General features: G+C 69.8%; 20 protein-coding genes. 9 read left to right on the plus strand and 11 right to left on the minus strand.

What is annotated here, in order from left to right; genetic code table 11:
• Positions 1-37 precede the first annotated feature (37 nt).
• Entirely contained in the window at positions 38-766 is a 729-nt protein-coding gene (locus tag P9K36_RS15950) for a hypothetical protein (protein WP_278305481.1), read from the minus strand.
• A gap of 746 nt (positions 767-1,512) precedes the next feature.
• On the opposite strand from P9K36_RS15950, the gene P9K36_RS15955 reads away from it, so the two are divergent.
• Both P9K36_RS15955 and P9K36_RS15960 read left to right on the plus strand, forming a co-directional pair.
• Positions 1,513-2,577: a WcbI family polysaccharide biosynthesis putative acetyltransferase gene (locus tag P9K36_RS15955; RefSeq protein ID WP_278305482.1), complete on the plus strand. Its 1,065-nt coding sequence runs from the start codon at positions 1,513-1,515 to the stop codon at positions 2,575-2,577.
• An 80-nt stretch (positions 2,578-2,657) separates the two neighbouring features.
• The gene (locus P9K36_RS15960; protein WP_278305483.1) at positions 2,658-3,686 is read left to right on the plus strand and encodes an alpha/beta hydrolase; all 1,029 of its coding nucleotides are present in this window, start codon (positions 2,658-2,660) and stop codon (positions 3,684-3,686) included.
• Here the strand turns inward: P9K36_RS15960 and P9K36_RS15965 are convergent.
• Entirely contained in the window at positions 3,655-4,389 is a 735-nt protein-coding gene (locus tag P9K36_RS15965) for a RibD family protein (protein ID WP_278305484.1), read from the minus strand. The two genes, P9K36_RS15960 and P9K36_RS15965, sit on opposite strands and share 32 nt — an antisense overlap.
• 185 nt (positions 4,390-4,574) lie before the next feature.
• Between P9K36_RS15965 and P9K36_RS15970 the strand changes: the two genes are divergently transcribed.
• From P9K36_RS15970 to P9K36_RS15985, 4 genes are read left to right on the plus strand one after another with little or no spacing between them, the layout of a single operon-like run.
• Complete coding sequence (locus P9K36_RS15970) at positions 4,575-5,012, plus strand: heme-binding protein (RefSeq protein ID WP_043353228.1); 438 nt, start codon at positions 4,575-4,577, stop codon at positions 5,010-5,012.
• Positions 5,013-5,014: 2 nt separating this feature from the next.
• The gene (locus tag P9K36_RS15975; protein ID WP_278305485.1) at positions 5,015-6,601 is read left to right on the plus strand and encodes a peptide ABC transporter substrate-binding protein; all 1,587 of its coding nucleotides are present in this window, start codon (positions 5,015-5,017) and stop codon (positions 6,599-6,601) included.
• Positions 6,598-7,521, plus strand: a complete 924-nt coding sequence (locus tag P9K36_RS15980) for an ABC transporter permease subunit (protein WP_043353232.1) — start codon at positions 6,598-6,600, stop codon at positions 7,519-7,521. The genes P9K36_RS15975 and P9K36_RS15980 overlap by 4 nt, the downstream gene beginning before the upstream one ends.
• The gene (locus tag P9K36_RS15985; RefSeq protein WP_278305486.1) at positions 7,488-8,621 is read left to right on the plus strand and encodes an ABC transporter permease; all 1,134 of its coding nucleotides are present in this window, start codon (positions 7,488-7,490) and stop codon (positions 8,619-8,621) included. Before P9K36_RS15980 ends, P9K36_RS15985 begins: the two co-directional genes overlap by 34 nt.
• A 26-nt stretch (positions 8,622-8,647) precedes the next feature.
• Here the strand turns inward: P9K36_RS15985 and P9K36_RS15990 are convergent, their stop codons facing one another.
• The 6 genes from P9K36_RS15990 to ugpC form a co-directional block, all read right to left on the minus strand.
• Positions 8,648-9,604 (minus strand): D-2-hydroxyacid dehydrogenase family protein, encoded by a 957-nt coding sequence (locus P9K36_RS15990; RefSeq protein ID WP_278305487.1) that lies wholly within the window; start codon positions 9,602-9,604, stop codon positions 8,648-8,650.
• A 237-nt stretch (positions 9,605-9,841) separates the two neighbouring features.
• Positions 9,842-11,470: a dihydroxyacetone kinase subunit DhaK gene (locus tag P9K36_RS15995; protein ID WP_278305488.1), complete on the minus strand. Its 1,629-nt coding sequence runs from the start codon at positions 11,468-11,470 to the stop codon at positions 9,842-9,844.
• Positions 11,471-11,602: 132 nt separating this feature from the next.
• A complete protein-coding gene (locus tag P9K36_RS16000) occupies positions 11,603-12,490 on the minus strand; it encodes a carbohydrate ABC transporter permease (RefSeq protein WP_043353258.1) in 888 nt (295 codons plus the stop codon).
• 47 nt (positions 12,491-12,537) lie between these two features.
• Positions 12,538-13,494: a sugar ABC transporter permease gene (locus P9K36_RS16005; RefSeq protein ID WP_043353236.1), complete on the minus strand. Its 957-nt coding sequence runs from the start codon at positions 13,492-13,494 to the stop codon at positions 12,538-12,540.
• Positions 13,495-13,517: 23 nt separating this feature from the next.
• Positions 13,518-14,825, minus strand: a complete 1,308-nt coding sequence (locus tag P9K36_RS16010) for an extracellular solute-binding protein (RefSeq protein WP_043353238.1) — start codon at positions 14,823-14,825, stop codon at positions 13,518-13,520.
• A gap of 71 nt (positions 14,826-14,896) precedes the next feature.
• On the minus strand, positions 14,897-15,958 hold the full coding sequence (gene ugpC, locus P9K36_RS16015) for a sn-glycerol-3-phosphate ABC transporter ATP-binding protein UgpC (protein WP_043380019.1): 1,062 nt from the start codon (positions 15,956-15,958) through the stop codon (positions 14,897-14,899).
• 300 nt (positions 15,959-16,258) lie between these two features.
• Here ugpC and P9K36_RS16020 point away from each other — a divergent pair, with 300 nt between their 5' ends.
• From P9K36_RS16020 to P9K36_RS16030, 3 genes are read left to right on the plus strand one after another with little or no spacing between them, the layout of a single operon-like run.
• On the plus strand, positions 16,259-17,452 hold the full coding sequence (locus tag P9K36_RS16020) for a fumarylacetoacetate hydrolase family protein (RefSeq protein WP_278305490.1): 1,194 nt from the start codon (positions 16,259-16,261) through the stop codon (positions 17,450-17,452).
• 60 nt (positions 17,453-17,512) lie between these two features.
• Positions 17,513-18,880 (plus strand): FAD-binding oxidoreductase, encoded by a 1,368-nt coding sequence (locus P9K36_RS16025; protein ID WP_278305491.1) that lies wholly within the window; start codon positions 17,513-17,515, stop codon positions 18,878-18,880.
• 10 nt (positions 18,881-18,890) lie between these two features.
• Positions 18,891-19,172 carry a DUF167 family protein gene (locus P9K36_RS16030; protein WP_278305492.1) on the plus strand — a complete coding sequence of 94 codons (282 nt, stop codon included), beginning with the start codon at positions 18,891-18,893 and terminating at the stop codon, positions 19,170-19,172.
• Positions 19,173-19,355: 183 nt separating this feature from the next.
• Here P9K36_RS16030 and P9K36_RS16035 read toward each other — a convergent pair whose 3' ends face one another.
• The 3 genes from P9K36_RS16035 to P9K36_RS16045 are packed head-to-tail and all read right to left on the minus strand — an operon-like array spanning position 19,356 to position 23,766.
• A complete protein-coding gene (locus P9K36_RS16035; protein ID WP_043380028.1) occupies positions 19,356-20,285 on the minus strand; it encodes a 3-keto-5-aminohexanoate cleavage protein in 930 nt (309 codons plus the stop codon).
• A 2-nt stretch (positions 20,286-20,287) separates the two neighbouring features.
• A complete protein-coding gene (locus P9K36_RS16040; protein ID WP_278307289.1) occupies positions 20,288-21,211 on the minus strand; it encodes a 3-hydroxyacyl-CoA dehydrogenase in 924 nt (307 codons plus the stop codon).
• Positions 21,208-23,766: a branched-chain amino acid ABC transporter ATP-binding protein/permease gene (locus P9K36_RS16045; RefSeq protein WP_278305493.1), complete on the minus strand. Its 2,559-nt coding sequence runs from the start codon at positions 23,764-23,766 to the stop codon at positions 21,208-21,210. Before P9K36_RS16045 ends, P9K36_RS16040 begins: the two co-directional genes overlap by 4 nt.
• Positions 23,767-23,778: the final 12 nt, after the last annotated feature.

Raw genomic sequence — 23,778 nt, forward strand, 5'->3', positions numbered from 1 at the left:
CACGGCGGTGAAGCCCAGCGCCGCCGCATGCCAGGATCTACGCTTCGTCACCGGATTTCGGCCAGAACACAACGATGTCGTCGTTGTCGACATCGATCCAATTGAAGTGCGTCTTCGGGTTGTCCTGACTGATGCTTTCGAAATGCGCGCTGTTGCACAGAACGTAGACCTCCCGCTCCGGCCCGTGGAAGCCGATATCGATCTCCAACTGGCGAAGGGCCGAGCGGAAGTCCGTATCGGACAGGTGCGTGCCCCGGAACTTCCGGCCAGCCACGTCCGGAAAGTGCGCGCTCCAGGCTGCCATGACCCGGGGATTGTCATACTGAACGACCGTGTCGGTTCCCACGACGCGGGATGGACTGTGATCCAGCCGGACATCCTCGCTCCAGTTGCGGTTGGCTGCGCCGATCGTCTTGGTCGTTTCCGGAGAGACGACAGGCGTCGTCGCCGTGACCGTCGCCATGGCCGCCGCGGCAATCTGGGTGCCGCGCCGATCCGGCGGATCGAACGGCATGGCGTCGATCGCCCGGATCTGGGTTTCGGCCAGCGCGAAGACGGCGCCGGCCGCCTCCGGCGAGAGCGTGTAGATGGACCGGGGATCCGGTGCAGCCGAGACGGCGGCCGGCGCCGTCTTCGCTGTCGTCAGCCCGAGTTCTTCGGCGTGGTTCGCTTTCTGGGTGGCAGCCGTGACGGCAGCCAGGGGAGGTATGTAATCCATCGCGCGGTCTCCATCTCTTCGAGCCGATGCGCTCCCATCGCCGCTCAACGTGAGCGGCGTGCCTCAGCGTGCTGCGCCGGCAGACAGACGTGCCGGCGGTACAGCGGGCGAATGCCGTCCGGACCGGCAACCGGCGCGGCGACGCCCGGCAAGGCCGGGCCGAGCTGCGGTGTCGCCGCGCGGCGCGACCAAGCGCGTCAGCGGTCGCGCCTGCCGGGTCATGCCGTAGGCGGCCGGCTGCGCAGAGCGGGCCGTTCAGAACTGGACGCGCCGGTCCGTGATGCCGGTTAGGCGGAGTGGCGGGGATGCAAGCGAGAAACGCCTCGGCTCTCGGGCGCCACGCGGCCCTCATGACCACCGGCACCCCATCCGCGAGCTTCATGCTCCGTTAATTCTTACGTGCACTCAAACACTTGAAGGTGTCAAGTCTATTCCGGCCGTGCCCGCGCCTTTCCACGGTGTCGGCGACGATGTGCGAAGACAATAGGCCTGTAACGCAAAAGAGTTTTCTATTTTTATACTGAAACATGTAGTGGATGACACGCAGTTCTTGGCGGTCATGCCAAGGCCTGCCCCATCATGCCATGAGCCGTCCCGATTCACAGGATGCGCGGTGCGCCTGTGCCGTGGACACCCGGTGGATGCCATGCGGCGGTCCGCGACCCGGTGATCGGGCGACCCGGTGGCCGGGGGCGACGGTGCCCTTCGTCCGGCAAACGCCGCCGATTCCCACGTCCGATGGGCGGTCGAAGGCTGCGTTTGCCCGCAGCCCGCGGACATGCGAGAGAGGCCGAATGTTGACCGTCGATAGCCTCTGGCGCGCGCGGCACCGGCTCGCGCAGTTCGGGAAGAAGCGGACTGGATCGCCGCGCATCCTCGTGATCGGCGTCTGCCAAGCGGGGTCCATCGCCAAGACGATGCGCTACCTGCTGCCAGAGGCGCGGGTGGATTTCGTGTCGGCCTTTACGGCGGCCCGCCGGTTCCCGCGTCTCGCGGACCTGATGGCGCATGCGGACGGCTACGACCACGTCTTCAGCAGCATCTACCTGCCCCGGTTCAAGGGCGGCGGCACGATCGATACGCTGCGGACGCACTCGAAGGTGCGGTTGATCCCCACCATCGTGTTCAGCGCCTATCATCCGGATCTCGTCCATGTGGGCGTGCAGGATTCCGTCACGCTCAACGGCCTGATCTCGGGGCCGATGGGGCATTCGCACTCGGCGATCACGCTGTTCGCCTACCTCTCCGGATTCTCGCAGGCGCAGGCGCTGCGCCTGTTCTCCGAGCCGGTCTTCGAGCGCCTCGGGTATTTTAATCTCTGGGACGAGTCGGTTTCGTATCTGCGCGGGCTCGGCGTCCAGGCGGGGTACGATCTGGACACGCACCTCACGCGCTGGGCGCGCCGGGGCTGCTTCATGCACTCGATCAACCACACGAAGCTCTACGTCGTCGCCGACCTCGCCCGGGGCCTGCTGACCCGGGCCGGCGTCCCGTTCGAGGAATGCGATCTCGACGCGTTCCTTCCGGACGATCTCGGCGGTCAGGGCAGCTGGCCGGTCTATCCGGAGATCGCCCAGCATTACGGCGTGCCCGGCAGCGCTCTGTTCTTCAAGGCGGAGACGCGCCGGTCCGGTCCCGCGCGCACGATGAGCCGGGCCGAGTTCGTCGCCGCCTCCTACGCGAATTACGACCGGCGCGAGCGCAAGCTTCTGATCTCGCAACGCGTCCAGGGCTGGCTCAGCGACCCGCCGACGGTGGATTTCCTGCGTGAGGCCGCCGGGCGCGACACGGCGCCGGCGCGGTCGGAGAGCCGGGCCCCGGCCCTGAGCGCCGGCAGCCTCGCCGGACACGCGTCTTAAGGTTCAGGCGGGCACTTCCCATCGGTCCCGGCGTTGTCGCGCACGGCCCGCGGCTGCGGGATGGACGTCGAGGTGGTTCGATGGGCTCTCAGTCCCGGCACAGCGCCGGTCGCTTCGCGGCCGCGGCGGCCCTGACGCTCGTCGGCTCGGCCGCAGCCCTGGCCGGCTGGAGCGGGCTCGCGGTGAACCGGCGGATGCCCCTGCCGCCCGCCCTGCCGGGGCGGCACGAACGGCTCCGGACCCGACGCGCCGGCGAGATCTCGCTCTACGGATCGACCGAGGCCGAGGGCGTACCGCTCCTGCTGATCCATTCCATCAACGCCGCGGCCAACGCCTATGAGGTGCGGCCGCTCTATCTGCACTACCGCGGCACGCGGCCGGTCTACGCCCTGGACCTGCCGGGTTTCGGCTTCTCGGAACGGTCGCGCCGCCGGTACACGCCGCGGCTGATGGTGGAAGCGATCCACGCCGCGGTCGATGAGATCCGGCACCGGCACGGCGGCTGGGCGATCGATGCCCTGGCTGTCTCACTGTCGGCCTCGTATCTCGCGCGGGCCAGCCTGGAACGGTCGGATGCCTATCGCAGCCTCGCGCTGATCAGCCCGACGGGATTCGATGGGCGGCTCTCGGGGGACGGTCCCCCGGACGGTCATCGCGGCCGCGACTGGCTGCGCGACGCCCTCGACCGGCCGCCCCTGGGCCGGCCGCTGTTCGATGCCCTGGTCACGCGGCCGAGCATGCGCTTCTTCCTGCAGAAGACCTTCGGCTCGTCCGCCATCGACGAGGGTCTGCTTGCCTATGATTACGCGTCGGCGCACCAGCCCGGCGCCGAGCACGCCCCCTGGTGCTTCATCGCCGGTCACCTGTTCCCCACCGACGCGACGCGTCTCTACGAGCGCCTGCGCCTTCCGGTCTGGATGGTGCACGGCACGCGCGGCGACTTCGTCGATTACCGGCTGGCGCCGCGTGTCGCCGACCGGCCCAACTGGCGCGTCGAGACCCTGCCGACCGGCGCATTCCCGCATTTCGAGCAGCCGGCGGCGGTCGCGGCCGGCTACGACGCGTTCCTGGCGAGCATCATCCGGCTGCCGGCGGCTCGACCGGCGTGATCCGGTAGCGCAGCCACACCACGCCGTCGGAAAGGCGCTCGCAGGCCGTCAGGTCGAGCTTGCGGCGGCTGCCCATCGTGTCCGCCTCCTCGCCGGCGAAGTCGAACACCGCGGGCGTCCCGGTCAGGCCATCGACGGCGGGCACCAGGAGCAGGCTCAGTTCGTCGATGATCCCGGCTTTCAGCATCGAGCCGTTGATGTGGCCGCCGCCCTCGACGAGGAGCCGCTCGATCCCGAACAGGGTGCGCAGCTTCGCCGCCGCCAGGGCGAAGTCGACGGTCCGCTCGCCCGCGAACAGGTAGGACTGGCCGCCGGCCCGGAGCGCGCGCAGATGCGGATCCGGCACGGATTCGGTGAGCACCACCACCACATGGTCCCCCTCGATCGTATTGCGCGCGCCCCAATCCAGACGTCCGCGCGCATCGAGGGCCACGGCGTAGCCCGGCGCGTCGCGGCGGGCGACATGATCCGTCCGCGGGACCGGAACGCCGTCGTCCCGGACCGGCTCCGGCAACGGATCGGCGCTGTCGGCATAGCCCTGCATCGTCACCCGCCCGCACATCCAGGCATCGCCCTGCAGCTCGCCGTGGACGCGCTCGTAATGGCTGTCGGCATCCAGCGTCTTCCAGCGGCGCACCTTGATCCGGCCGTCGACCGACGAGGTCATGTGACAGATGACGTATGGGCGTTCGGCGGATGCCATGGACGATCCTCGTTCAGCGCGCCGGGGCTCCCCCCGCGAACACCCGCGAAACTAGGCGGATCGTCCCTTCGGCCCAGGGCGGCGCGCGGGATCGAACGCCGCAGCGATCCGCGTCTGTGGACCCGGCGCGCCCCGGTCCGTAAGAATGCGGCGGCCGCCGGGAGCGGCGTCCGTATTGGATTCCAATGATCGACCTGACCCTCGAGGCCGCCCGCACCATCGTCGACACCGCCCTGCGGGAGGCACGGACACGGACGCTCAAGCCTCTGGCCGTCGTCGTCTACGATGCCCGCGGCGCCCTCAAGGCGGCCGCGGTCGAGGACGGGACCTCCCTGCGCCGGGCCGAGATCGCGAGCGGCAAGGCCAACGGCGCGCTGGCGCTGGGTCTCGGCTCCCGGGCGATCCACGCGCGGGCGGAGCAGCAGCCCTATTTCGTCGCCGCCGTGACCCATCTCGCCGGCCCCGCCGCCCTCGTGCCGGTGCCCGGCGGCGTGCTGATCCGGTCCGGTGAGGGACGGCTCCTCGGCGCGGTCGGCATTTCCGGCGACACCTCCGACAACGACGAGATCTGCGCGGTGGCCGGCATCGAAGCCGCCGGCCTGAAGCCGGAAACCGGCGCCTGATCATGCGCCTGCGTCGGCGCGACTGGCTGGCCGGCGCGATGGCCCTCTCGGCCGTGCCGCCCGCCCGCGCGGCCGAGGCGCTCTACCGCCGCGGCAACGACGCCGATCCCGAGACCCTCGACCCGCACCGCTCGTCCACGGTCGCGGAGGCGCATATCCTGCGCGACCTCGGCGATGGGCTGCTCACCTACGACAATTGCGGCGCCATCATCCCGGGCGCCGCACGCGCCTGGACCGTCTCGGACGACGGCGCGACCCTGCATTTCGACCTGCGGCCCGACGGTCGCTGGTCGAATGGCGAGCCGGTCACCGCGGCGGATTTCGTCTACTCGCTCCGCCGGATGCTCGATCCGGCCACGGCGGCGAAATACGCTGAGATCCTGTTCCCGATCCGCAACGCCGCCGCCGTGAACCGCGGCGAGAAGCCGGCCGACGCCCTGGGCGTGGTCGCGGAGGCGCCGCTGCGGCTCGCGATCACCCTGGAACAGCCGACGCCCTACATCCTGGAACTCCTCACCCATCAGACCGCCCTGCCGGTCCACCGCGCCTCGGTCGAACGCTACGGCGACAGTTTCACCCGGCCGGGAAACCTCGTGACGAATGGGCCCTATCGGCTCGCCGACCGCGTGCCGGGCGGCGCCATCACGCTGGAGGCCAACCCGCACCATCCGGATGCGGCGAGCCTCGCGATCCGCCGGGTCGCCTTCCTGCCGACGCCCGACATCGCATCGGCCGTGCGCCGCTACGCCGCCGGCGAGATCGACTCGCTCTCCGACCTGCCCGTCGACCAGATCGCCGACCTGCGTCGCCGCTTCGGAACGCAGGTGGTGCTCGGACCCTTGCTGGGACTGGCGGCGCTGGTGGTGAACACCCGCAAGGCGCCGTTCTCGGACAGGCGCGTCCGACAGGCGCTGTCGCTCGTGATCGACCGGGAATACTTGGCCGACGGGCTTAACAGCGGCACCATGAGTCCCGCCTATTCCCTGTGTCCGCCCGGCCTCGACAATTACCGGACGCCGCCCGAAACCGAGGGCCGCCGCAGCCTGCCGATCGACCACGAGGCGGAGGCGCGCCGACTGCTCGCCGAAGCGGGCTTCGGCCCGGACCGCCCGCTCACCCTGGAGTACCGGTTCAACATCAGCGACAACAACCGCACCGTCGCGGTGGCGCTCGGCGACATGTGGCGCGATCTCGGGATCAGGACCCGCTTCGTCTACACCGACGCCAAGACGCATTTCGCCCACCTGCGCGACGGCGGCGATTTCGACGTCGCGCGCATGAGCTGGCTTGCCGACTATTCAGACCCGCAGAACTTCCTGTTCCTGCTCCAGAGCGGAAATGACGGCATGAATGCCGGCCATTGGTCGGATGCCGCCTACGACACCCTGATGGCGCAGGCGGCCGCCGAGCGCGATCTCACCCGACGGGCCGGCCTGCTCTACGACGCGGAGGCCATCGCCCTGCGCGAACTGCCCTGGATCCCGCTGATGCACTACCGCTCCAAGGCGCTGATCGCGCCGCGGCTGCACGGCTACCATCCGAACCTGCGCAACGCCGCGCCGACGCGGTTCCTGAGGCTCGACGCGTGATCCGCTTCATCCTGCGCCGCCTGCTCCAAGCGGTGCCGACGCTGCTCGCCGTGGTGACCGTCAGCTTCTTCCTGATGCGGCTGGCCCCGGGCGGACCGTTCGACCTGGAGCGGCCGCTGGCGCCCGCCGCCATGGAGAACCTGCGCCGGGTCTACGGCCTCGACCGGCCGCTCGTCGCGCAGTTCGGCAGCTATCTCGCGGCGCTGGTGCGGGGCGACCTGGGCCCCTCCTTCTCGTTCCGCGACCAGAGCGTCCTCGATCTGATCGCCCGGGGCCTCCCGGTTTCCGCGACGCTGGGCGCCCTCGCCCTCGTGCTGGCCACCGCGCTCGGCGTCGGGCTCGGGATCGCGGCGGCGCTCCGGCGCGGCGGCGTCATCGATCGGCTCCTGGGCGTCGGTGCGGCCCTGACCCTCTCGCTGCCGAGCTTCGTGGTCGCGCCCCTGCTCCAGATCGCCTTCGGGCTGACGCTGCGCTGGCTGCCGCTGGGAGGCTGGAACGACGGCGCCCCGAGCCACCTGGTCCTGCCGGTCGTGACGCTGGCCCTGCCGCAGGTCGGTGCCCTGGCCCGGCTGACCCGGACCTCGCTGGCCGAGACCCTGCGGACGCAGCCGGTCCGCACCATGCGCAGCCTCGGCCTGCCGCCGGCCCGCGTCACCCGCCACGCCTTGCGGGGCGCGCTCCTCCCGGTTGTGGCCTATCTCGGGCCGCTGGCCGCGTCCCTGCTCACCGGCTCGGTGGTGGTGGAGACGATCTTCGGCCTGCCGGGGATCGGCCGCTACTTCGTCGAGGGCGCGCTCAACCGGGACTACACGCTGGTGATGGGCACGGTGCTGCTGGTCGCCGGACTGGTCATCGCCCTCAACCTCGCCGCCGACCTCGCCTGCGCATGGCTCGACCCGCGCCTCCGGGCGGCGTCGTGACCATCACCGCCGCGGCTCCGGGGCCGGCCCGGCGCGCCGTTCTCCGCTTCGCCCGGGAACGCACCGCCGTGGCGGCCCTCGCCGTGCTGATCCTGATCGCCCTCGCCTGCCTGATCGGTCAGGGGCTCACCAGCCACGATCCCGAGCGCGCCTATCCGGACCTGCGTCAGCTCCCGGCCGGCCTCACCGCACAGCCCGATGCCGAGCATCTCCGGCCGGCGCTTGAGCGCCTCGCCTTCCGGATGCGGGTCCGGCTCGACGCAGTCGCACGCGACGGCGACACGCTGCGGCTCACCCTCGGGTCCGACGCGGGCGTCGATCGGCGCAGTCTGGCCTACCTGCCGCGCTCGGCGCTCTTCGGATCCCCCGACATCCTGGACGAGCGCGACGGCGGTCGGAGCCTCGTCGTCGTGGTGCCGATCCGGCGCCTGCACTTCCTCCTCGGCACCGACATCCAGGGCCGCGACCTGCTGACCCGCTGCCTCGTCGCCGGCCGGATCTCGCTGGCGATCGGGCTCGCCGCCAGCCTCGTCGCCCTGCTCATCGGCGTCGCCTACGGTGCCACCGCGGGTTTCATCGGGGGCGCCGTCGATGCCGTGATGATGCGCGGCGTCGACGTGCTGTACGCCCTGCCCTTCGTGTTCTTCGTGATCCTCCTGCTGGTGTTCTTCCGCCCGAGCCTGCTGCTCATGCTGGTGGCGATCGCCGCGGTGGAATGGCTCGACATGGCCCGGGTGGTGCGCGCCGTGACCCTGTCGCTGCGCGAGCGCGATTTCGTCCGCGCCGCACGGGCGCTCGGCCTCGGGACACCCCGCATCATCCTCCGGCACATCGTGCCCAACACCCTCGGTCCGGTGGCGGTGACCGCCACGCTGCTGGTGCCGCAGGTGATCCTGCTGGAGAGTTTCCTGTCCTTCCTCGGGCTCGGGGTGCAGGAGCCGCAGACGAGCTGGGGCGTCCTGATCGCCGAGGGCGCCCGTTCCATCGAGGGGGCGCCTCACATGCTCGCGGCCCCGGCCGCCTTCCTGATCGCGACCCTGGTGGCCCTCAACCTGATCGGCGACGGCCTCGCGGACGCGCTGGACCCCCGCGGAGACTGATGCCGCAGTCGGCGGCTTCCTCGACCTCAGCCCAGCTGCCGGATCGGGGCACCGGCGAGCCAGGCTTCGATGTCCTCGACGGCCTGGGTGAAGAACGTCCGGTAATTGTTGCGCGACACGTAGCCGAGATGCGGCAATGCCAGCACGTTCGGCAGGCGGCGGAACGGGCTGTCGGCTGGCAGCGGCTCGGTCTCGAAGACGTCGAGGCCCGCGCCGGCGATCCAGCCCTCGTCCAGGGCCCGCACCAGGGCGTCCTGATCGATGATCAGCGCCCGTGAGGTGTTCACGAGGAACGCGTCGCGCCGCATGCGGCGCAACTCGGCCGGCCCCAGGAGGCCGCGCGTCCGATCGCCCAGCACGAGGTGGATCGTGACGACATCGCTCGCCTCCAGCAGCGCCTCCTTCGAGGCTGCCCGCTCGACCCCCGCGGCGGCCGCGCGGGCCTCATCGAGGTTCGGGCTCCAGGCGATCACCCGCATGCCGAAGGATCGCCCGATCTGGTCCACCCGCGTCCCGATCTTGCCGAGCCCGAGAATGCCGAGGGTGGCGCCCGCGAGATCGGTTCCGATCGTGCTCTGCCAGGGCCCCCCCTCGCGCATGGCCCGGCCCTCAGACGCCACGTGACGCGCCAGTCCAAGGATCAGCGCCCAGGTCAGCTCCGTCGGCGGCGTCGGACTCGAATCCGTGCCGCAGACGACCACGTTGCGCGCCCGGGCGGCCGCAAGGTCGATCGCGAGGTTGCGCATGCCGCTGGTGACGAGCAGCTGAAGCCGGGGCAGCCGCTCCAGCAGGGCTGCGGGGAACGGCGTGCGCTCCCGCATGATCACAAGGATCTCCGCCTGCGCGATCCGCGCCACGAGGGCATCCGCATCCGGAATGTGCTCGGCGATGGCCGAGACGGCGACGTGATCGGCGAGGCGAGTCCAGTCTGTGAGCGCGAGGGCTGCCTGCTGGTAATCGTCGAGGATGAGGCAGGTGCGCATGGCGATGGGGTAGGCCTCGGTGGGCAGAGCGTCAACGAAGTCCGATCGATGACACGACGTCGGCTCTTCGAAACTGCGCCGGGGTCAAGCAAGCCCGTCACGCCACGACCGCGCCGTCTAGCCCGGAGCCCGGGATCGACCAGGCCTTCGGGGCGGGCGGCCAGTATGAGAGATCCCCCCTGTCGGGGCTCTCCCGACATTCGGCCGGCGGAATCGCGGAAGAGACGCGTTCGGCTACTAGGCCTCGGCCAATGCTGCGAACGCCACCGCGACGCCGGCGGCGCCGGGATCCTCAACACCGACGAGATCGCCCATAGCCAGGTAACTCGAGCGGCCGGCGCCGGCGCGGGTCATGCGGGCCGTGGCTTCGGCACCGGCTCGGGCCGCCGCAGCGGCGGCGGTCAGGTTTTCGCTCCTCAGGGCCTCGACGGCGGGAATCAGCGCATCGAGCAGGGTGCGGTCGCCGGCCTGAGCGCCGCCATGGCTCTGGACGCGCGCGACGCCCTGCCCGAGCGCCGTGGGCCATGCGGCCCCGTCGGCAAGGGCCGAGGCCGTCGCGGCGAAGAAGATCGAGCCGAGCACACCGCTCGATCCGCCGACGGCGCGGCCGATCCGCTCGGCCAGGGCCCGGCACAGGGCGGCCGGATCGGCCAGCGGCAGTCGGTCGAACTCAGCCCGTACGGCGCGCGCGGCCCCCGCGAAGGTCGTCCCAGCATCGCCATCGCCGACCTTGGCGTCGAGACCGTTGAGGGTCTCCTCAGCCTCGATCAGCGCCTTTGTGACGGCAGCGATGCGAGCCCCCGTGACGGCGTCGTGCGACGGCGTGAAGGTCTCACCCGCAAGCCCCTCCGGCACCGGCCGTAGGATCGGCGGCGCGATCCGGACTGCCGCCGGCCAGGCCGCGACCGGCACGGGCTCCGACAGGGCCCGCTCCAGCGCATCGTCGAGCGGGAGGACCGAAAGCGAGGCGCCGTGCATGTCCAGCGCCGTCATCAGCGGCGCCGGACCGAGCAGCAGACGGACGCGCCGGCCCAGATCGGTGGCGAGCACCGCCCGCGTGAGAATCTGCATCTCCAGGGCTGAGGCGGAGCCGAGATTGTTCACGAGGAGGGCCAGACGGTCGGCGCCCGCGATCGCCCGCGAAAGCCTGTCGGCCATCATGTGGGCGAGATCGCTGGCCCTCGGCAGGGTGATGCGTTCCACGCCCGGCTCCCCGTGGATGCCGAGGCCGAGCTCGGCCTGACCCTCCGCCAATCGCTCGCTGCGCGGCGAACCGGGGATCGTGCAGGTCGAGACTGCGATGCCGAGCGACTTCGCCGCTTCGGCCGCCCGGCGGGCGAGCGCCGCAACGGTTTCGAGCGATTCCCCGGCTTCCGCAGCATGACCCGCCGCCTTGTGGACGAACAGCGTTCCGGCGACGCCGCGCGGCTGCTTGGCGTCCGGCAGGGCGATGTCGTCGGCGACGATCACGGTCTCGACCTTATGGCCCAGCGCCCGGGCCCGCTCGGCGGCGAGACCGAAATTCAGCCGGTCGCCCGCATAGTTCTTGATGACGAGCAGGCAGCCGGCCGGTCCCGTCACCGCGAGGATCCCGGCCAGCACCGCGTCGACGCTCGGCGAGGCGAAGACGTCCCCGCAGACGGCCGCGCTCAGCAGACCCGGCCCGACGAAACCGGCATGGGCCGGCTCGTGACCGGAGCCGCCACCGGAAACCACAGCGACCTTTCCGGGCTCCGGTACGGCGCGCAGGATCACGCGGATCCCGGGATCGCCCTCGAGCCGCGCAAGGCGCCCGCCGCTGGCTGCCAGCAAGCCGTCGAGGGCGTCGTTGACCAGGGTTGCGCGGGCTTCGATGACATGGGCCATGGCGTGACCTTCGATGGGGCGGTCACCGATTCTGGGTCGGCGGATCCGCACGCAGTGTCGGCGCAATCCGGTCGCCCAGGCAACGGCCTCGTCACGCCGTTCGCGATGATGGAGGCGTCGAGCCGGCCTCCGTCACTCCTTCACGGCGCCTGTGAGCGCCGACACGTAGTACTCGACGAAGAACGAGTAGAGGATCACCAGCGGGAGCGAGCCGAGCAGCGCGCCGGCCATCAGCGAACCCCACTTGTACACGTCGCCGTCCACGAACTCGCTCACGACGGCGATGGGCACCGTCTTGTTCTGTGTCGAGGACAGGAAGGTCAGCGCGTAGATGAACTCGTTCCAGCACAGCGTCAGAGAGAAGATCCCGGCCGATATCAGCCCCGGGAAGGCCAGCGGCAGGATGATCTTGGTGAGGATCTGCCACCGGCTGGCGCCGTCCATCAGCGCGCATTCCTCCAGCTCGTACGGGATGGTCTTGAAGTAGCCCATCAAGAGCCACGTCGAGAACGGGATCAGGATCGTCGGGTAGGCGAGGATGAGGGCGATCGGCGAGTCGAACAGGCCGTAGGCCTGCACGATCGTGGCCAGCGGGATGAACAGGATCGAGGGCGGCACGAGGTAGGCGAGGAAGATCGCCGCGCCGACCCAGCCCGCGCCCCGGTAGCGCACGCGGACGCAGGCATAGGCGGCGAGCACGCTGGCGAACAACGACAGCACGGTCGCCGCCACCGACACGTACATCGTGTTCCAGAGCCAGCGCGGATACTGCGTCTCGAACAGCAGCTTGTGGATGTGCTTGAACGTCGGATCCACGACCCAGAACGGGTTGAACCGCTCCATGTCGATCAGCTGCTCGTCCGGTTTGATGGCCGTCAGCGCCATCCAGTAGAACGGGAACAGCAGCACGGCGAGGATGACGAGGAGCGGCAGGTAGGTGGTCACGAGCCGCCGGGGCAGGCGCTCGAGATAGGCCATCCCCTCCGAGTTGTCGGTGAGCCCGGCCGGTCGCGCCTCCATCACGGGGGCGAGGTGCGGGTCGACGTGGGCGGGCGGTGCGGGCGCGCTCATCGGTCGGACTCCCCGGCCTGCCAGGCCCGGCGCTGCAGGCCGAACCACGAGATTCCGATGGCCGCGAGCAGGAACGGCACCATGGCGGTGGCGATGGCGGCGCCCTCCCCCAGGGTCCCCGAGAGGATGCCCCGCTGGTACGAGAGCGTCGCCATCAGGTGCGTGGCGTTGACCGGTCCGCCGCGGGTCATGGCCCAGATCAGCTGGAAATCGGTGAAGGTGAACAGCACCGAGAAGGTCATCACCACGGCGATGATCGGTGTCAGCAGCGGAAGCGTGATCCGCGAGAAGATCTGCCAGTTCGAGGCGCCGTCGAGGGTCGCGGCCTCGTAGAGGGACGGCGAGACCGTCTGCAGGCCGGCGAGCAGCGTGATGGCGATGAACGGCACGCCCCGCCAGATATTGGCGAAGATCACGCAGGCTCGCGCCATCGCCGGATCACCGAGGAAGTCGATGTTGCCGTCGATGACGCCGAGATGGCGCAACGACCAGGAAATGATCGAGAACTGACTGTCGAAGATCCACCAGAACGCGATGGCCGAGAGCACGGTGGGAACCACGAACGGGATCAGCACGATCGAGCGGATGATCGCCTTGAACGGCATGTTCTTGTTGAGCAGCAGGGCGAGATAGAGCCCGATGCCGAACTTCACCACCGAGGCCACCGCCGTGTAGAGGCAGGTGTTGAACACCGAGAGCCAGAAGACGTCGTCGTCCCAGAGCCACGCGTAGTTCTCCAGGCCGATGAACACGCCCTCGCGGCCGATCCGCGCGTTGGTGAAGGACAGCCAGATGCCCTTCAGCAGCGGATAGGCCAGGAACAGGCCGAGGATCAGCGCCGTCGGCAGCATGAACCAGAAGCCCGCCCAGCCGCGGCTCGCGCGCAGGCGCTGCCAACCCGAGCGGATCGGGACAGCGACTGGCGCCGGCTCTGTCAGTGCGGAATGCGCCATGGTCTCGCCTCCGGCAGCCGCGTTCAGGTGTTCCGGAAGATGCGGGTCGCTGCGCGTTCGGCGTTCTTGATCGCGCCCTTCACGTCCTCACGGCCGGTGCAGTGGCTCGCGAACATGTCGACGATCACGAAGTCGGCGAGCACCGCGGCGATGCGCTCGCTGACCGGTGCGAGGCCGCCAGCCGCGAGGGAGCGCCGGCCGGCCTCGGCGAAGACCGCGTTCTTCGGGTCGCTCGTCCAGATCGGGTTCTTGGGGTAGTTCGACAGCGGCTCGCACAGGTAGCCTTGCGCAGCTTCGAGCCAGGGATTGTAGTTCGCTGCCTCCATCATGAAGCTGATGAAGGCCTTACAGGCGTTCGGCACCTTCGAGTACTTGAAGGCCAGGATCGGGAAGGCGAGCTGGAACTCGGTGGGCTTGCCGGCGGGTCCGATCGGCCAGACGGCGTGGTCCATGTCCTCGGCGAGCTTCGGGTTGTCCTTCTTGGCCGCGGCGTAGATCGAGATGCCGTTGTTGGTGAGGTACAGGTCGCCGGCGAGGAACGCCTTGTTGTTCGACGAGTCGTTCCACGACACCGTGCCGGGCACGAAGGTCTCGTAGAGAGATTTGACGTATTCCAGCGCCTTGGCGGTCTCGGGCGAGTTGATCACGATCTTCTCGTTGGCGTCCACGAGGTTGGCGCCGTGGGACCAGAGGGCCCAGTGGCACCACGTGTTGCCGTCGCCCGTGGCGTGACCCAGCGCGAAGCCCGCCGGCGTGTTGTTCTTCTTCAGGCCCCGACAGAGTTCGAGGAATCCGGCCGTGTCGGTGGGGAACTTGTCGAAACCGGCCTTCTTCATCGCCGAGATGCGGTAGTTCGGATAGCCGCCGTTGAAGGCGACGGGGATCGCGATCCACTTGCCCTTGACCTTGCCGTAGGCCTCCGCCGACGGGAACCAGGGCCCGTATTTCTTGGCGAGCGCGTCCGCCACGTCCTCCAGCGGCAGGCACTTGTCGGGGAAGAGTGCCGGGAACGAAAACAGGCCCCAGACCATGTCGGGGCCTTGTCCGGTATTGGCGGCCACCGATGCCTTGGGCTGTATGTCGTCGAAGGATTCGTTGGTCACCGTGACCTTGACGCCCGTCGCCTTGGTGAAGGCGTCGACCATCTTCATGAACGCCTCGTCCTCGCTCGGAACGAAGCGCTTCCAACGCAGGAGCGACAGGCTGGCGCCGGGCTCGGGCTTCCACTCGGTGCTCTGCGCCCAGGCCCGGGCGAAGCCGAGGAGGTCGCCGCCGGCGAGGCCGGTCGCGGCGGCACCGGCGAGGAGGGAACGGCGGTCGAGAACGGGCATCGGTTCTTCTCCCTCAGTGAATCTGCTTCAGGTGCGCGCCGCGCGCGCGCCCGCATCGGCCCCGATGCAGGTCAGTTCGGCAGGCGACGGCCGGTCTCGGCGTCGAAGAAATGCACGCGGTTCGGACGCAGGGAGACGGTCTCGCCCGGCCGCTCGCGCACGCGCTCGCGCAGCACGCAGGTGAGCTCCTGGCCGAGGGCCCGGACCGCCAGCATGGTCTCGGATCCGGTCGGCTCCACGACCACCACCTCGGCTGCGATCCCGTCGGATGCGAGGTCGAAATGCTCGGGCCGGACGCCCAGGATGAGGGGGCGCCCCTCGACGCCGGAGGGGGCGTCGGCAAGCGGGATCGTCAGGCCGGTCTCGGTGGTGAAGGTGAGACGTCCGTTCGCCCGGACCTTCCCGGGCACGAAATTCATGGCCGGCGAGCCGATGAAGCCCGCGACGAACAGGTTGTCGGGCCGGTCGTAGAGTTCGAGGGGCGGCCCGATCTGCTCCACGACCCCGTCGTGCATCACCACGATCCGGTCGGCCATGGTCATCGCCTCGATCTGGTCGTGGGTGACGTAGATGGTCGTCGTCTTCAGGCGCTGGTGCAGCTCCTTGATCTCGGTGCGCATCGCCACGCGCAGCTTGGCGTCGAGATTCGAGAGCGGCTCGTCGAACAGGAACACCTGCGGGTCGCGCACGATCGCCCGGCCCATGGCGACGCGCTGGCGCTGGCCGCCTGAGAGCTGGCGCGGGTAACGGTCGAGCAGATGGGTGAGACCGAGGATCTGCGCCGCCTTGTTCACGCGCAGGTCGATCTCGGAGGCCGCGGCCTTCCGGATCCGCATCGAGAACGCCATGTTCTCGCGGACCGTGAGATGCGGGTAGAGCGCGTAATTCTGGAACACCATGGCGATGTCCCGCTCTTTCGGCGGAACATCATTCACGACGCGCTCGCCGATCCGGATTTCGCCGCCGGAGATATTTTCCAGCCCGGCGATCATCCGCAGAAGCGTCGATTTTCCGCACCCCGACGGACCGACCAGGATCACGAATTCCCCGTCCCGGATGTCCACGGACACGCCGTGCAGGACGTTCGTCGACCCGAAAGCCTTGCGAACCTCGCGGATTCCCACCGAGGCCATGCTTCCTCCCGATCAAGGCCGCTCTATCGGCGGCTCTAGGGCGGCAGTACAAAGGAGGGGCCGGGGGAAAGCAAGCGGGGACCTGGGTAAAGCTACAGATAATCTTCGTTCTGTCAGGCGGCGCGATCTGTACCCGTGACGAGGGCGCCGCGGTGAAACCAACCGTCGCGTCTCGGCGCGCCGGGGATGATATGGGACCGCGATCCGGCCTCGCTGCCGGCAGGCCGATCCGGAATCGTGGCACCGAACCCCCGTCGCAGCGGGCTGCCCGGTTCCCGGACATCCGAGAGAGGTGAGCGCATGTCGTCATCGGGTCTGACTGCACGGGAGATCCTCCCCGCCGACGGATGCCGTGGCGCGCTCGTGGGCCGGGTCTGGCGTCCCGATGCGGCCGGGCCGAGCGTCGTGGCGATCCGCGCCGATTCCGCGGGTGAGGCCCGCGTCGTCGACATCACCGCGGCCTTCCCGACGGTCAGCGACCTGTGCGAGGCGCGCGACCCGGGAACGGCCCTGCGCGGCGCGGCGGGTGAGGATCTCGGAGGCCTGGACGCCATCTTGGCGAACACGCCGCCGGACGACCGCGACCCGGCCCGGCCCTGGCTCCTCGCACCGGTGGATCTGCAGGCGCTCAAGGCGGCCGGCGTGACCTTCGCCACCTCCATGCTGGAGCGGGTCATCGAGGAGCGCGCCCGGGGCGATCTCGCCGCCGCTGCGGCGATCCGTGCCGAGGTCGAGCGCTTGGTCGGCCACGACCTGCGTCGGCTGAAGCCCGGATCGCCCGAGGCCACGGCGCTCAAGGCGGTGCTGGTCGCGCAAGGGGCCTGGAGCCAGTATCTCGAGGTCGGCATCGGCCCCGATGCCGAGATCTTCACCAAGGCACAGCCGCTCTCGGCGGTGGGGTGCGGCGCGGATGCGGGCCTGCACCCGGATTCGCGCTGGAACAATCCCGAACCCGAAGTGGCCCTCGCCATCGCCTCCGACCAGCGAATCGTCGGCGCGACCCTCGCCAACGACGTGAATCTGCGCGACTTCGAAGGGCGATCGGCGCTGCTCCTCGGCAAAGCCAAGGACAACAACGCCTCCTGCGCCGTCGGCCCGTTCCTCCGCCTGTTCGACGACACGTTCGGTCTCGACGATGTCCGCCGGACCACGGTGACCCTCGAAGTCTCCGGGACGGATGGCTTCCGGCTTGAGGGCACCTCGCCGCTCGCCGAGATCAGCCGCGATCCGGAGGAACTCGCGGAGGCGCTCATGGGGCGCACGCACAATTACCCGGATGGGGCCCTGCTCCTCCTCGGCACGATGTTCGCGCCGATCCAGGACCGGCACGGGCCCGGCCTCGGCTTCACCCATGCCGAGGGCGACCGCGTCGTGGTGGCGAGCCCGGAGCTCGGCAGCCTCGTCAACCGCATGCGCCCCTGCGATGCCTGCGAGCCCTGGACGTTCGGCGCCCGCGCACTGATGCGAAACCTCGCAGCGCGGAAGATTCTATGAGAGAGCGTCGCGCGGAGTGCCGCCCGACGCGGCGACCAAACCAAGCCTGAGATGATGCCGATGACCGACGCCGCCTTCCTCGACCGCCTCGCCGCGATCGTCGGACCGTCCGGCCTCGTCACGGGCGCGGAGCTCCGCGGGCGCTCGGCCAACTGGACGCGCCCGGCCGAGCCTTGCGCCGCCCTGGCACTCGTTCGACCCCGCAGCACGCAGGAGACCAGCGCGGTCATGGCAGCGTGCCACGAATCCGGCGTCGCCGTGGTGCCCCGCGGCGGAGCCACCGGCCTCGTCGACGGGACGCTCTGCCAGCCTGACGAGATCACGCTGTCGACGGAGCGGATGACCGGCATCGAGCCGGTGGATCCGCTGGGCATGACGGTGGTGGTCGGGACCGGCGCCACCATCGAGAGCGTGCAGGACGCGGCCTCGGCGGCCGGGCTGTTCTTTCCCCTGGACCTCGGCGCCCGCGGCTCGGCGACCATCGGCGGCGCGATCTCGACCAATGCCGGGGGCCTGCGCGTCCTGCGCTACGGCATGATGCGGGAGATGGTGCTCGGCCTGGAGGCCGTGCTCGCCGACGGCACCGTGGTGTCGTCCATGCGCCCCCTCATCAAGAACAACACCGGGCTCGACCTGAAGCAGCTGTTCCTCGGCACCGAAGGCACGCTGGGCATCGTCACGCGGGCCGTCCTGCGCCTGCGCCCCGAGCCGGCCGGCTACGCGACGGCACTCATCGCCTGCCCGGGGGTGGATGACGGCGCGCGGGTGCTGCGGGCAGCCCAAAGCGCCTTCCAGGGACGCGTGTCCTCCTTCGAGGGGCTGTGGCCGGATTTCTACCGCCTGATGACGGCACTCGGACGGGCTACCCCGCCCCTCGGCCATGACTATCCGTTCTACGCGATCATCGAGATCGAGTGCGTCGCCGAGGAATCGGACCGTTTTCTGAGCCTCCTCGAAGGGCTGATGGGCGAAGGCACGATCCTCGACGCCGCCGTCGCCGCCTCGGAGGAGCAGCGCCGGGGCATGTGGCGCATCCGCGACCGCGTGGAGCATCTGAATGCCGACGGGATCGAACGCGCTTTCGACGTCAGCGTGCCGCTGTCGCGGATGGATGGCTACGTCCGCGGAGCGCTCGACCGGCTCGCGGCAATCCCGGGCTGCCGGGCCGTCGTCTATGGGCATATCGGCGACAACAACCTGCACTGGAACACGACCCGCCTCGACGTCGCCGGCAACGCCGCCATCGACGCGGCGATCTACGAGCCTCTCGCGGAGCTGAACGGCTCCGTCTCGGCAGAGCACGGGATCGGGCTGGAGAAGCGGAGCAAGCTGAAACTGTCGCGCTCGCCTGAGGAGATCGCCGTGATGCGGATGGTCAAGCGGGCGCTCGATCCGGACGGGCGGCTGAATCCGGGCAAGATCTTCTGAGAGATCGCCCGTGGTGACCCGGCTGGCTGTCCGCCTTACGCCGCGTGGCGGCCGCGACGTGGCGGAGGGCTGGGCACGGGACGAGAAGGGCCAGCCCTACCTGAAGGCGCGCGTCGCGGCGCCACCGGTGGAGGGTGCCGCCAACGAGGCCCTCGTGGCGATGATCGCCAAGGCGCTCAAGGTCGGACGCCGCTCGGTCCGCATCGTCGCCGGCGATCAGAGCCAGTTGAAGATGCTGGAGATCGACGGCGTCATCGAGGCGGATCTCGAACGGGTATTCGGTCAGCCTTGAGAGGCTGCCGACCCGGCTTTTGCGCGGAGCGGGAACATCCAGCCGGGCACGCTCGCCGATGGCTCGCTCCGCTGAGCGGCTTTGCCCTGGTCGCCAGGAGGGCCCGGGATCGCGAAACCCCGCGGCGGGGGACAGTGCGCTTCGCCAATCGCGACGCACTGTCCCGATTCGCAGGACGCGCTGTCAGAACGCGACCTTGTCGCCGCCCTTCAGCGCCAGCATCTCGCGCGCCTCATCGGGCGACGCGACGGCGAGGCCGAGCCCCTCGATGATCGACCGGACGCGGCGCACCTGCGCGGCGTTGGTCTCGGCGAGCTTGCCGGGCCCGTCCCACAGGCTGTCCTCGAGGCCGACGCGGACGTTGCCGCCCATCGCGGCCGCCATGGCGGCGATGTTCATCTGGTTGCGGCCCGCCCCGAGCACCGACCAGCGGTACTGATCGCCGAACAGCCGATCGGCGGTGCGCTTCATGTGCATCACGTCGTCGGGATGCGCGCCGATCCCGCCCTGCAGTCCGAACACAGTCTGGATGAACAGCGGCGCCTGCACGAGGCCGCGGTCGAAAAAGTATTTCAGATTGTAGAGATGCGCGGTGTCGTAGCACTCGAACTCGAATTTCGTCCCGTTCGGACCACAGGTCGTCAGGATGTGCTCGATCTGGCCGAAGGTGTTGCGGAAGATGATGTCCTTGTTGCCGAGATAGTCCCGCTCCCACTGATGCTTCAGGTCCTTGAAGCGGTCGAGCATCCCGAACAGGCCGAAATTCATCGAGCCGAGGTTCAGGGAGGCGACCTCCGGCTGAAAGGTCGCGGCCGGGCGCACCCGCTCCTCGATCGACATGGTCGGCGCGCCGCCGGTGGTGATGTTCACCACGCAGTTCGAGCGCTGCTTGATCACCGGCAGGAACTTGGCGAAGGCCTCGGGTGTCTGGTCGGGCTGGCCGTTCACCGGATTGCGGGCATGCAGATGCACGATGGCGGCGCCGGCCTCGGCGGCACCGATGGCGGCGTCGGCGATCTCCTCGGGCGTCACGGGCAGGTGCGGCGACATGCTGGGCGTGTGGATCGCGCCCGTCACCGCGCAGGTGATGATGACTTTCCGCTGTGAGGCCATGCTCAGTCCTTCTGTGATGCCTTGTGGGCCCGGAGCGCCGCCAGCCGCGTGTCGCGGCGGTTCATGCGTGCGGGTAGATCGTCCGGCGGCTGCCACTTGGCCAGGATCGCCTCGGTGGCCGGCGCCTCGTAGACCGAAGGCGGCGCCGGATCGGCGGCCAGGCTTTTGTAGAAGCCGGTATAGCGGGCGCAGTAATCGGCGATGCCGCCCGGCGCGTTCAGCTCGATCGTCTCGAACGGTCCCATGAAGCTCCAGCGCAGGCCGAGCCCGTCCGCGACGGTCTTGTCGAGATCCTGCGGGGTGACATAGCCCTCCGAGGCGAGACGGAACGCCTCCGCCAGCAGGGCGCCCTGGAGCCGGTTGAGGATGAAGCCCTCGATCTCCTTCAGCACGGTGATGGGGACCTGCCCGATGGCCTCGTAGACCGCTCGCGCTCGTGCCAGAGCCGCCGGATCGGTCCAGGCCGCGCCGGAGATCTCCACGAGCGGGATCAGGTGCGGCGGATTCACCGGATGGCCGATGAGGCAGCGCGCCCGGCCCGGCAGATCCTCGGTGAACAGCGAGCAGCGGATGGCCGATGAGGACGACGCGATCACCGCGTCCCGCGGCGCGTGGGCATCGAGCTCGGCAAAGAGGGTCCGCTTGACGTCGAGCCGTTCGGGCCCGTTCTCCTGGACGAAGTTCACACCGTCAAGGGCGGCGGCGAGACTCCCCGCGCTCCGGATGCGCCCGGCAGCTCCCTCCGGATCGGTACAGAGCCCGTTGGCCGCCAGGGTGCGGAGTCCTTCGGCGCAGAGCGGGAGCGCAGCCTCGGCGACGCCCTCGGCGGAATCGAACAGCCGCACGTCCCAGCCGGCGCGGGCGAAGATCATCGCCCAGGCCCGGCCGATCAGGCCGGCGCCGACGATCGCGACGCTTTCGGTCATAGCCACAGCACCTTCCGTCTCAGCTCCTGATCTTCGCGCAAGAGGCGCGACTCGCCCGCCCACTGCACGCTGCCCCGCTCCAGCGCCACGGTCCGGTCGGACAGGGCCAGCGCCAGATCGAGGTGATGGTCCACCAGGATGATCGCGATCTCGCGGCGCAGCCGGTCGAAGGCCTCGAACAGCTCTTCGGTCACGGCCGGCGACAGGCCTTCGAACGGCTCGTCGAGAAGCAGGAGCCGCGTATCGCCCGACAGCGCGCGCGCCACCGCCACCATCTGCTGCTCGCCGCCCGACAGGCGGGCGGCATCGACGGTCCAGCGCTCCTTGAGCCGCGGGAAGAACTCCAGAACCTTCTCCTCATCCCAATGGACGCCGGCACCGGTGAGCCGCCGCAGACGACCGAGGCCCAGATTCTCGGCGACGCTCATCCCGGCGAACAGCGCCCGCCCCTGCGGCACGTAGCCGATGCCGAGCCGGGCGATCTTGTCGGGCGAGAGGCCCGCGATGTCCCGGTTAGCGAGCACGATCCGGCCGGCGGCCGGCGATGCTGTGCCGATCAACGTCTTGAGCAGGGTCGACTTGCCGGCGCCGTTGCGGCCGAGGAGCGCCACCACCTCGCCCCGGTTCACCGTGAGGTTGACCCCGTTGAGGATGTGCGACTTGCCATAGAAGGTATCGACGCCCTCCATGGCGAGCAGCGTCTCGCCCTCGGCGGCGCTGGCGCGCGGCTTCGCGGCGATCGCCGCCGTGCCCGATCCGAGATAAACCGCCTGGACCCGGGCATCGTCCCGGGCATCCGCGACGGAGCCGTCGACCAGCACGGCGCCGTCGGCCATCACGGTGACGCGGTCGGCCAGACGGAACACGCGGTCGATGTCGTGCTCCACGAGCAGGACCGGGATGTCGGCCGAGAGCGCCTTGATCAGCTCGCCGACGCGCTCGCGCTCGGCGGCGGCCAAGCCGGCGAGCGGCTCGTCGAGAAGCAGCACGCGGGGTTGCGTGGCCAGCGCCAGCCCCATGTCGAGGAGCCGCTGGCCGCCGTACGACAGGCTGCCGGCCTCGGCCCGCTCGATCCCGGCGAGGCCCGTCCAGCGCAGCAGCTCGGCGGTATCGTCGGCGATCGCGCGGATCGAAAGGGCGTCCCGCCAGGGGCTGAAATGCGCCGCGTGGCGCGCCTGCACCGCCAGGCGGACGTTTTCCTCCACCGAGAGGCCTGGGAACAGGTTGGTGATCTGGAACGAGCGCCCGAGTCCGGCCCGGGTGATCGCGTGCGGTTCCAGGCCGGCGATCTCTTGGCCGTCGAGGCGGATGCTGCCGCCGCTCGGCCGGAACATGCCGGAGAGCAGATTGAAGGCCGTGGTCTTGCCGGCACCGTTGGGGCCGATCAGGGCGTGAAGCGTCTTGTCCGCCACCGCGAAGGAGACGCCCCGCACCGCGTCCACGGGGCCGAAGTTCTTCCTGATGGCATCGGCGACGAGAACCGGTCCCGTGCCGCGTCCCTCGGCGATGAAGCGCGCCGGGACGCGGCCCGAGGCGCCGGCGCGGCGGGCCGCCATGGCCGCGCCCTCGGTCGGGACGCGCCGGAACGGCTTGAGCAGCCGCGCCGCGATGCCGACCAGCCCGTCCGGCGAGAACACGATGAAGGCGACGAACAGCAGCCCGAAATACAGCAGCCAGTCGGCGGTGTAGATCGACAGGAACTCGCGGAACAGGATGTAGAACAGCGCGCCGAGGGCCGGCCCGAGGAACGAGCGCATCCCGCCGATCACCACCATGGCGAGCAGTTCGCCCGAGAACGCGATGGAGATCGGGTCGGCCGAGGTGAAGCGATGACTGTAGGCCGAGAGCGCCCCGGCCAGCCCGGTGATCGTCGCCGAGATCACGAAGGCCGCGAGCTTGTAGCGGTTGGTGGCGTAGCCGAGGAAGCCGGCACGCTGCTCGTTCTCGCGGATCGCCACGAGTACCGTGCCCATCGGCGAGCGCCGGAACCGCCAGAGCGCGATCAGCACCGCGAAGGCGATACCCGACACCGCCGCGTAGTAGGCGCCGGGCTCCTGCAGCACCGCCCAGCGGTGCAGGTTGCCGATGCCGTTCTCGCCGCCGGTCAGGTCGGTCCAGCGGAACGCGATGGCGTAGAGCATCGCCGTGAAGGCGAGCGTCAGCAGCGAGAAGTAGACACCCCGCCGTCGCAGGATCAGGGCTCCGGCCGCCAGAGCCGCGACTCCGGTGATCGCCAGGGCGCCGAGGAGCGGCAGCGCCATGTCGCCGGGGACAAGCCGCGTCTGCAGGATCGCCACCGCGTAGGCGCCGATCCCGAACCAAGCCCCATGGCCGAAGGAGGTGAGCCCGGTCCAGCCGACCAGGATGTTCAGGCCGAGCACGGCCAGGGCGAAGATCACCACGTCGGTGGCGGTGATCAGCGTCAGGCCGATGGCGTCGAGGGCGAAGGGCAGGACGATGAGGGCGGCGACCGCCGCCCAGAGCTGGCGGCTCTCGCGCAGGATCAGGCCGCGCTGCGGCAGGGCGAGCGGCAGCGGCTCGGCGGCTCCGGACATGGGACGCTCTCC

Source organism: Methylobacterium sp. 391_Methyba4, from assembly GCF_029691625.1.
Taxonomy (GTDB): Bacteria; Pseudomonadota; Alphaproteobacteria; order Rhizobiales; family Beijerinckiaceae; genus Methylobacterium; species Methylobacterium fujisawaense.

What these genes read in the sequence shown, in the direction of transcription:
- P9K36_RS15955 (WP_278305482.1), top strand. Translation starts at nt 1,513, where the DNA reads ATGTTGACCGTCGATAGCCTCTGGCGCGCGCGGCACCGGCTCGCGCAG.
- P9K36_RS15960 (WP_278305483.1), top strand. Translation starts at nt 2,658, where the DNA reads ATGGGCTCTCAGTCCCGGCACAGCGCCGGTCGCTTCGCGGCCGCGGCG.
- P9K36_RS15965 (WP_278305484.1), bottom strand. Translation starts at nt 4,389, where the DNA reads ATGGCATCCGCCGAACGCCCATACGTCATCTGTCACATGACCTCGTCG.
- P9K36_RS15970 (WP_043353228.1), top strand. Translation starts at nt 4,575, where the DNA reads ATGATCGACCTGACCCTCGAGGCCGCCCGCACCATCGTCGACACCGCC.
- P9K36_RS15975 (WP_278305485.1), top strand. Translation starts at nt 5,015, where the DNA reads ATGCGCCTGCGTCGGCGCGACTGGCTGGCCGGCGCGATGGCCCTCTCG.
- P9K36_RS15985 (WP_278305486.1), top strand. Translation starts at nt 7,488, where the DNA reads ATGGCTCGACCCGCGCCTCCGGGCGGCGTCGTGACCATCACCGCCGCG.
- P9K36_RS15990 (WP_278305487.1), bottom strand. Translation starts at nt 9,604, where the DNA reads ATGCGCACCTGCCTCATCCTCGACGATTACCAGCAGGCAGCCCTCGCG.
- P9K36_RS15995 (WP_278305488.1), bottom strand. Translation starts at nt 11,470, where the DNA reads ATGGCCCATGTCATCGAAGCCCGCGCAACCCTGGTCAACGACGCCCTC.
- P9K36_RS16000 (WP_043353258.1), bottom strand. Translation starts at nt 12,490, where the DNA reads ATGGAGGCGCGACCGGCCGGGCTCACCGACAACTCGGAGGGGATGGCC.
- P9K36_RS16005 (WP_043353236.1), bottom strand. Translation starts at nt 13,494, where the DNA reads ATGGCGCATTCCGCACTGACAGAGCCGGCGCCAGTCGCTGTCCCGATC.
- P9K36_RS16010 (WP_043353238.1), bottom strand. Translation starts at nt 14,825, where the DNA reads ATGCCCGTTCTCGACCGCCGTTCCCTCCTCGCCGGTGCCGCCGCGACC.
- ugpC (WP_043380019.1), bottom strand. Translation starts at nt 15,958, where the DNA reads ATGGCCTCGGTGGGAATCCGCGAGGTTCGCAAGGCTTTCGGGTCGACG.
- P9K36_RS16020 (WP_278305490.1), top strand. Translation starts at nt 16,259, where the DNA reads ATGTCGTCATCGGGTCTGACTGCACGGGAGATCCTCCCCGCCGACGGA.
- P9K36_RS16025 (WP_278305491.1), top strand. Translation starts at nt 17,513, where the DNA reads ATGACCGACGCCGCCTTCCTCGACCGCCTCGCCGCGATCGTCGGACCG.
- P9K36_RS16035 (WP_043380028.1), bottom strand. Translation starts at nt 20,285, where the DNA reads ATGGCCTCACAGCGGAAAGTCATCATCACCTGCGCGGTGACGGGCGCG.
- P9K36_RS16040 (WP_278307289.1), bottom strand. Translation starts at nt 21,211, where the DNA reads ATGACCGAAAGCGTCGCGATCGTCGGCGCCGGCCTGATCGGCCGGGCC.
- P9K36_RS16045 (WP_278305493.1), bottom strand. Translation starts at nt 23,766, where the DNA reads ATGTCCGGAGCCGCCGAGCCGCTGCCGCTCGCCCTGCCGCAGCGCGGC.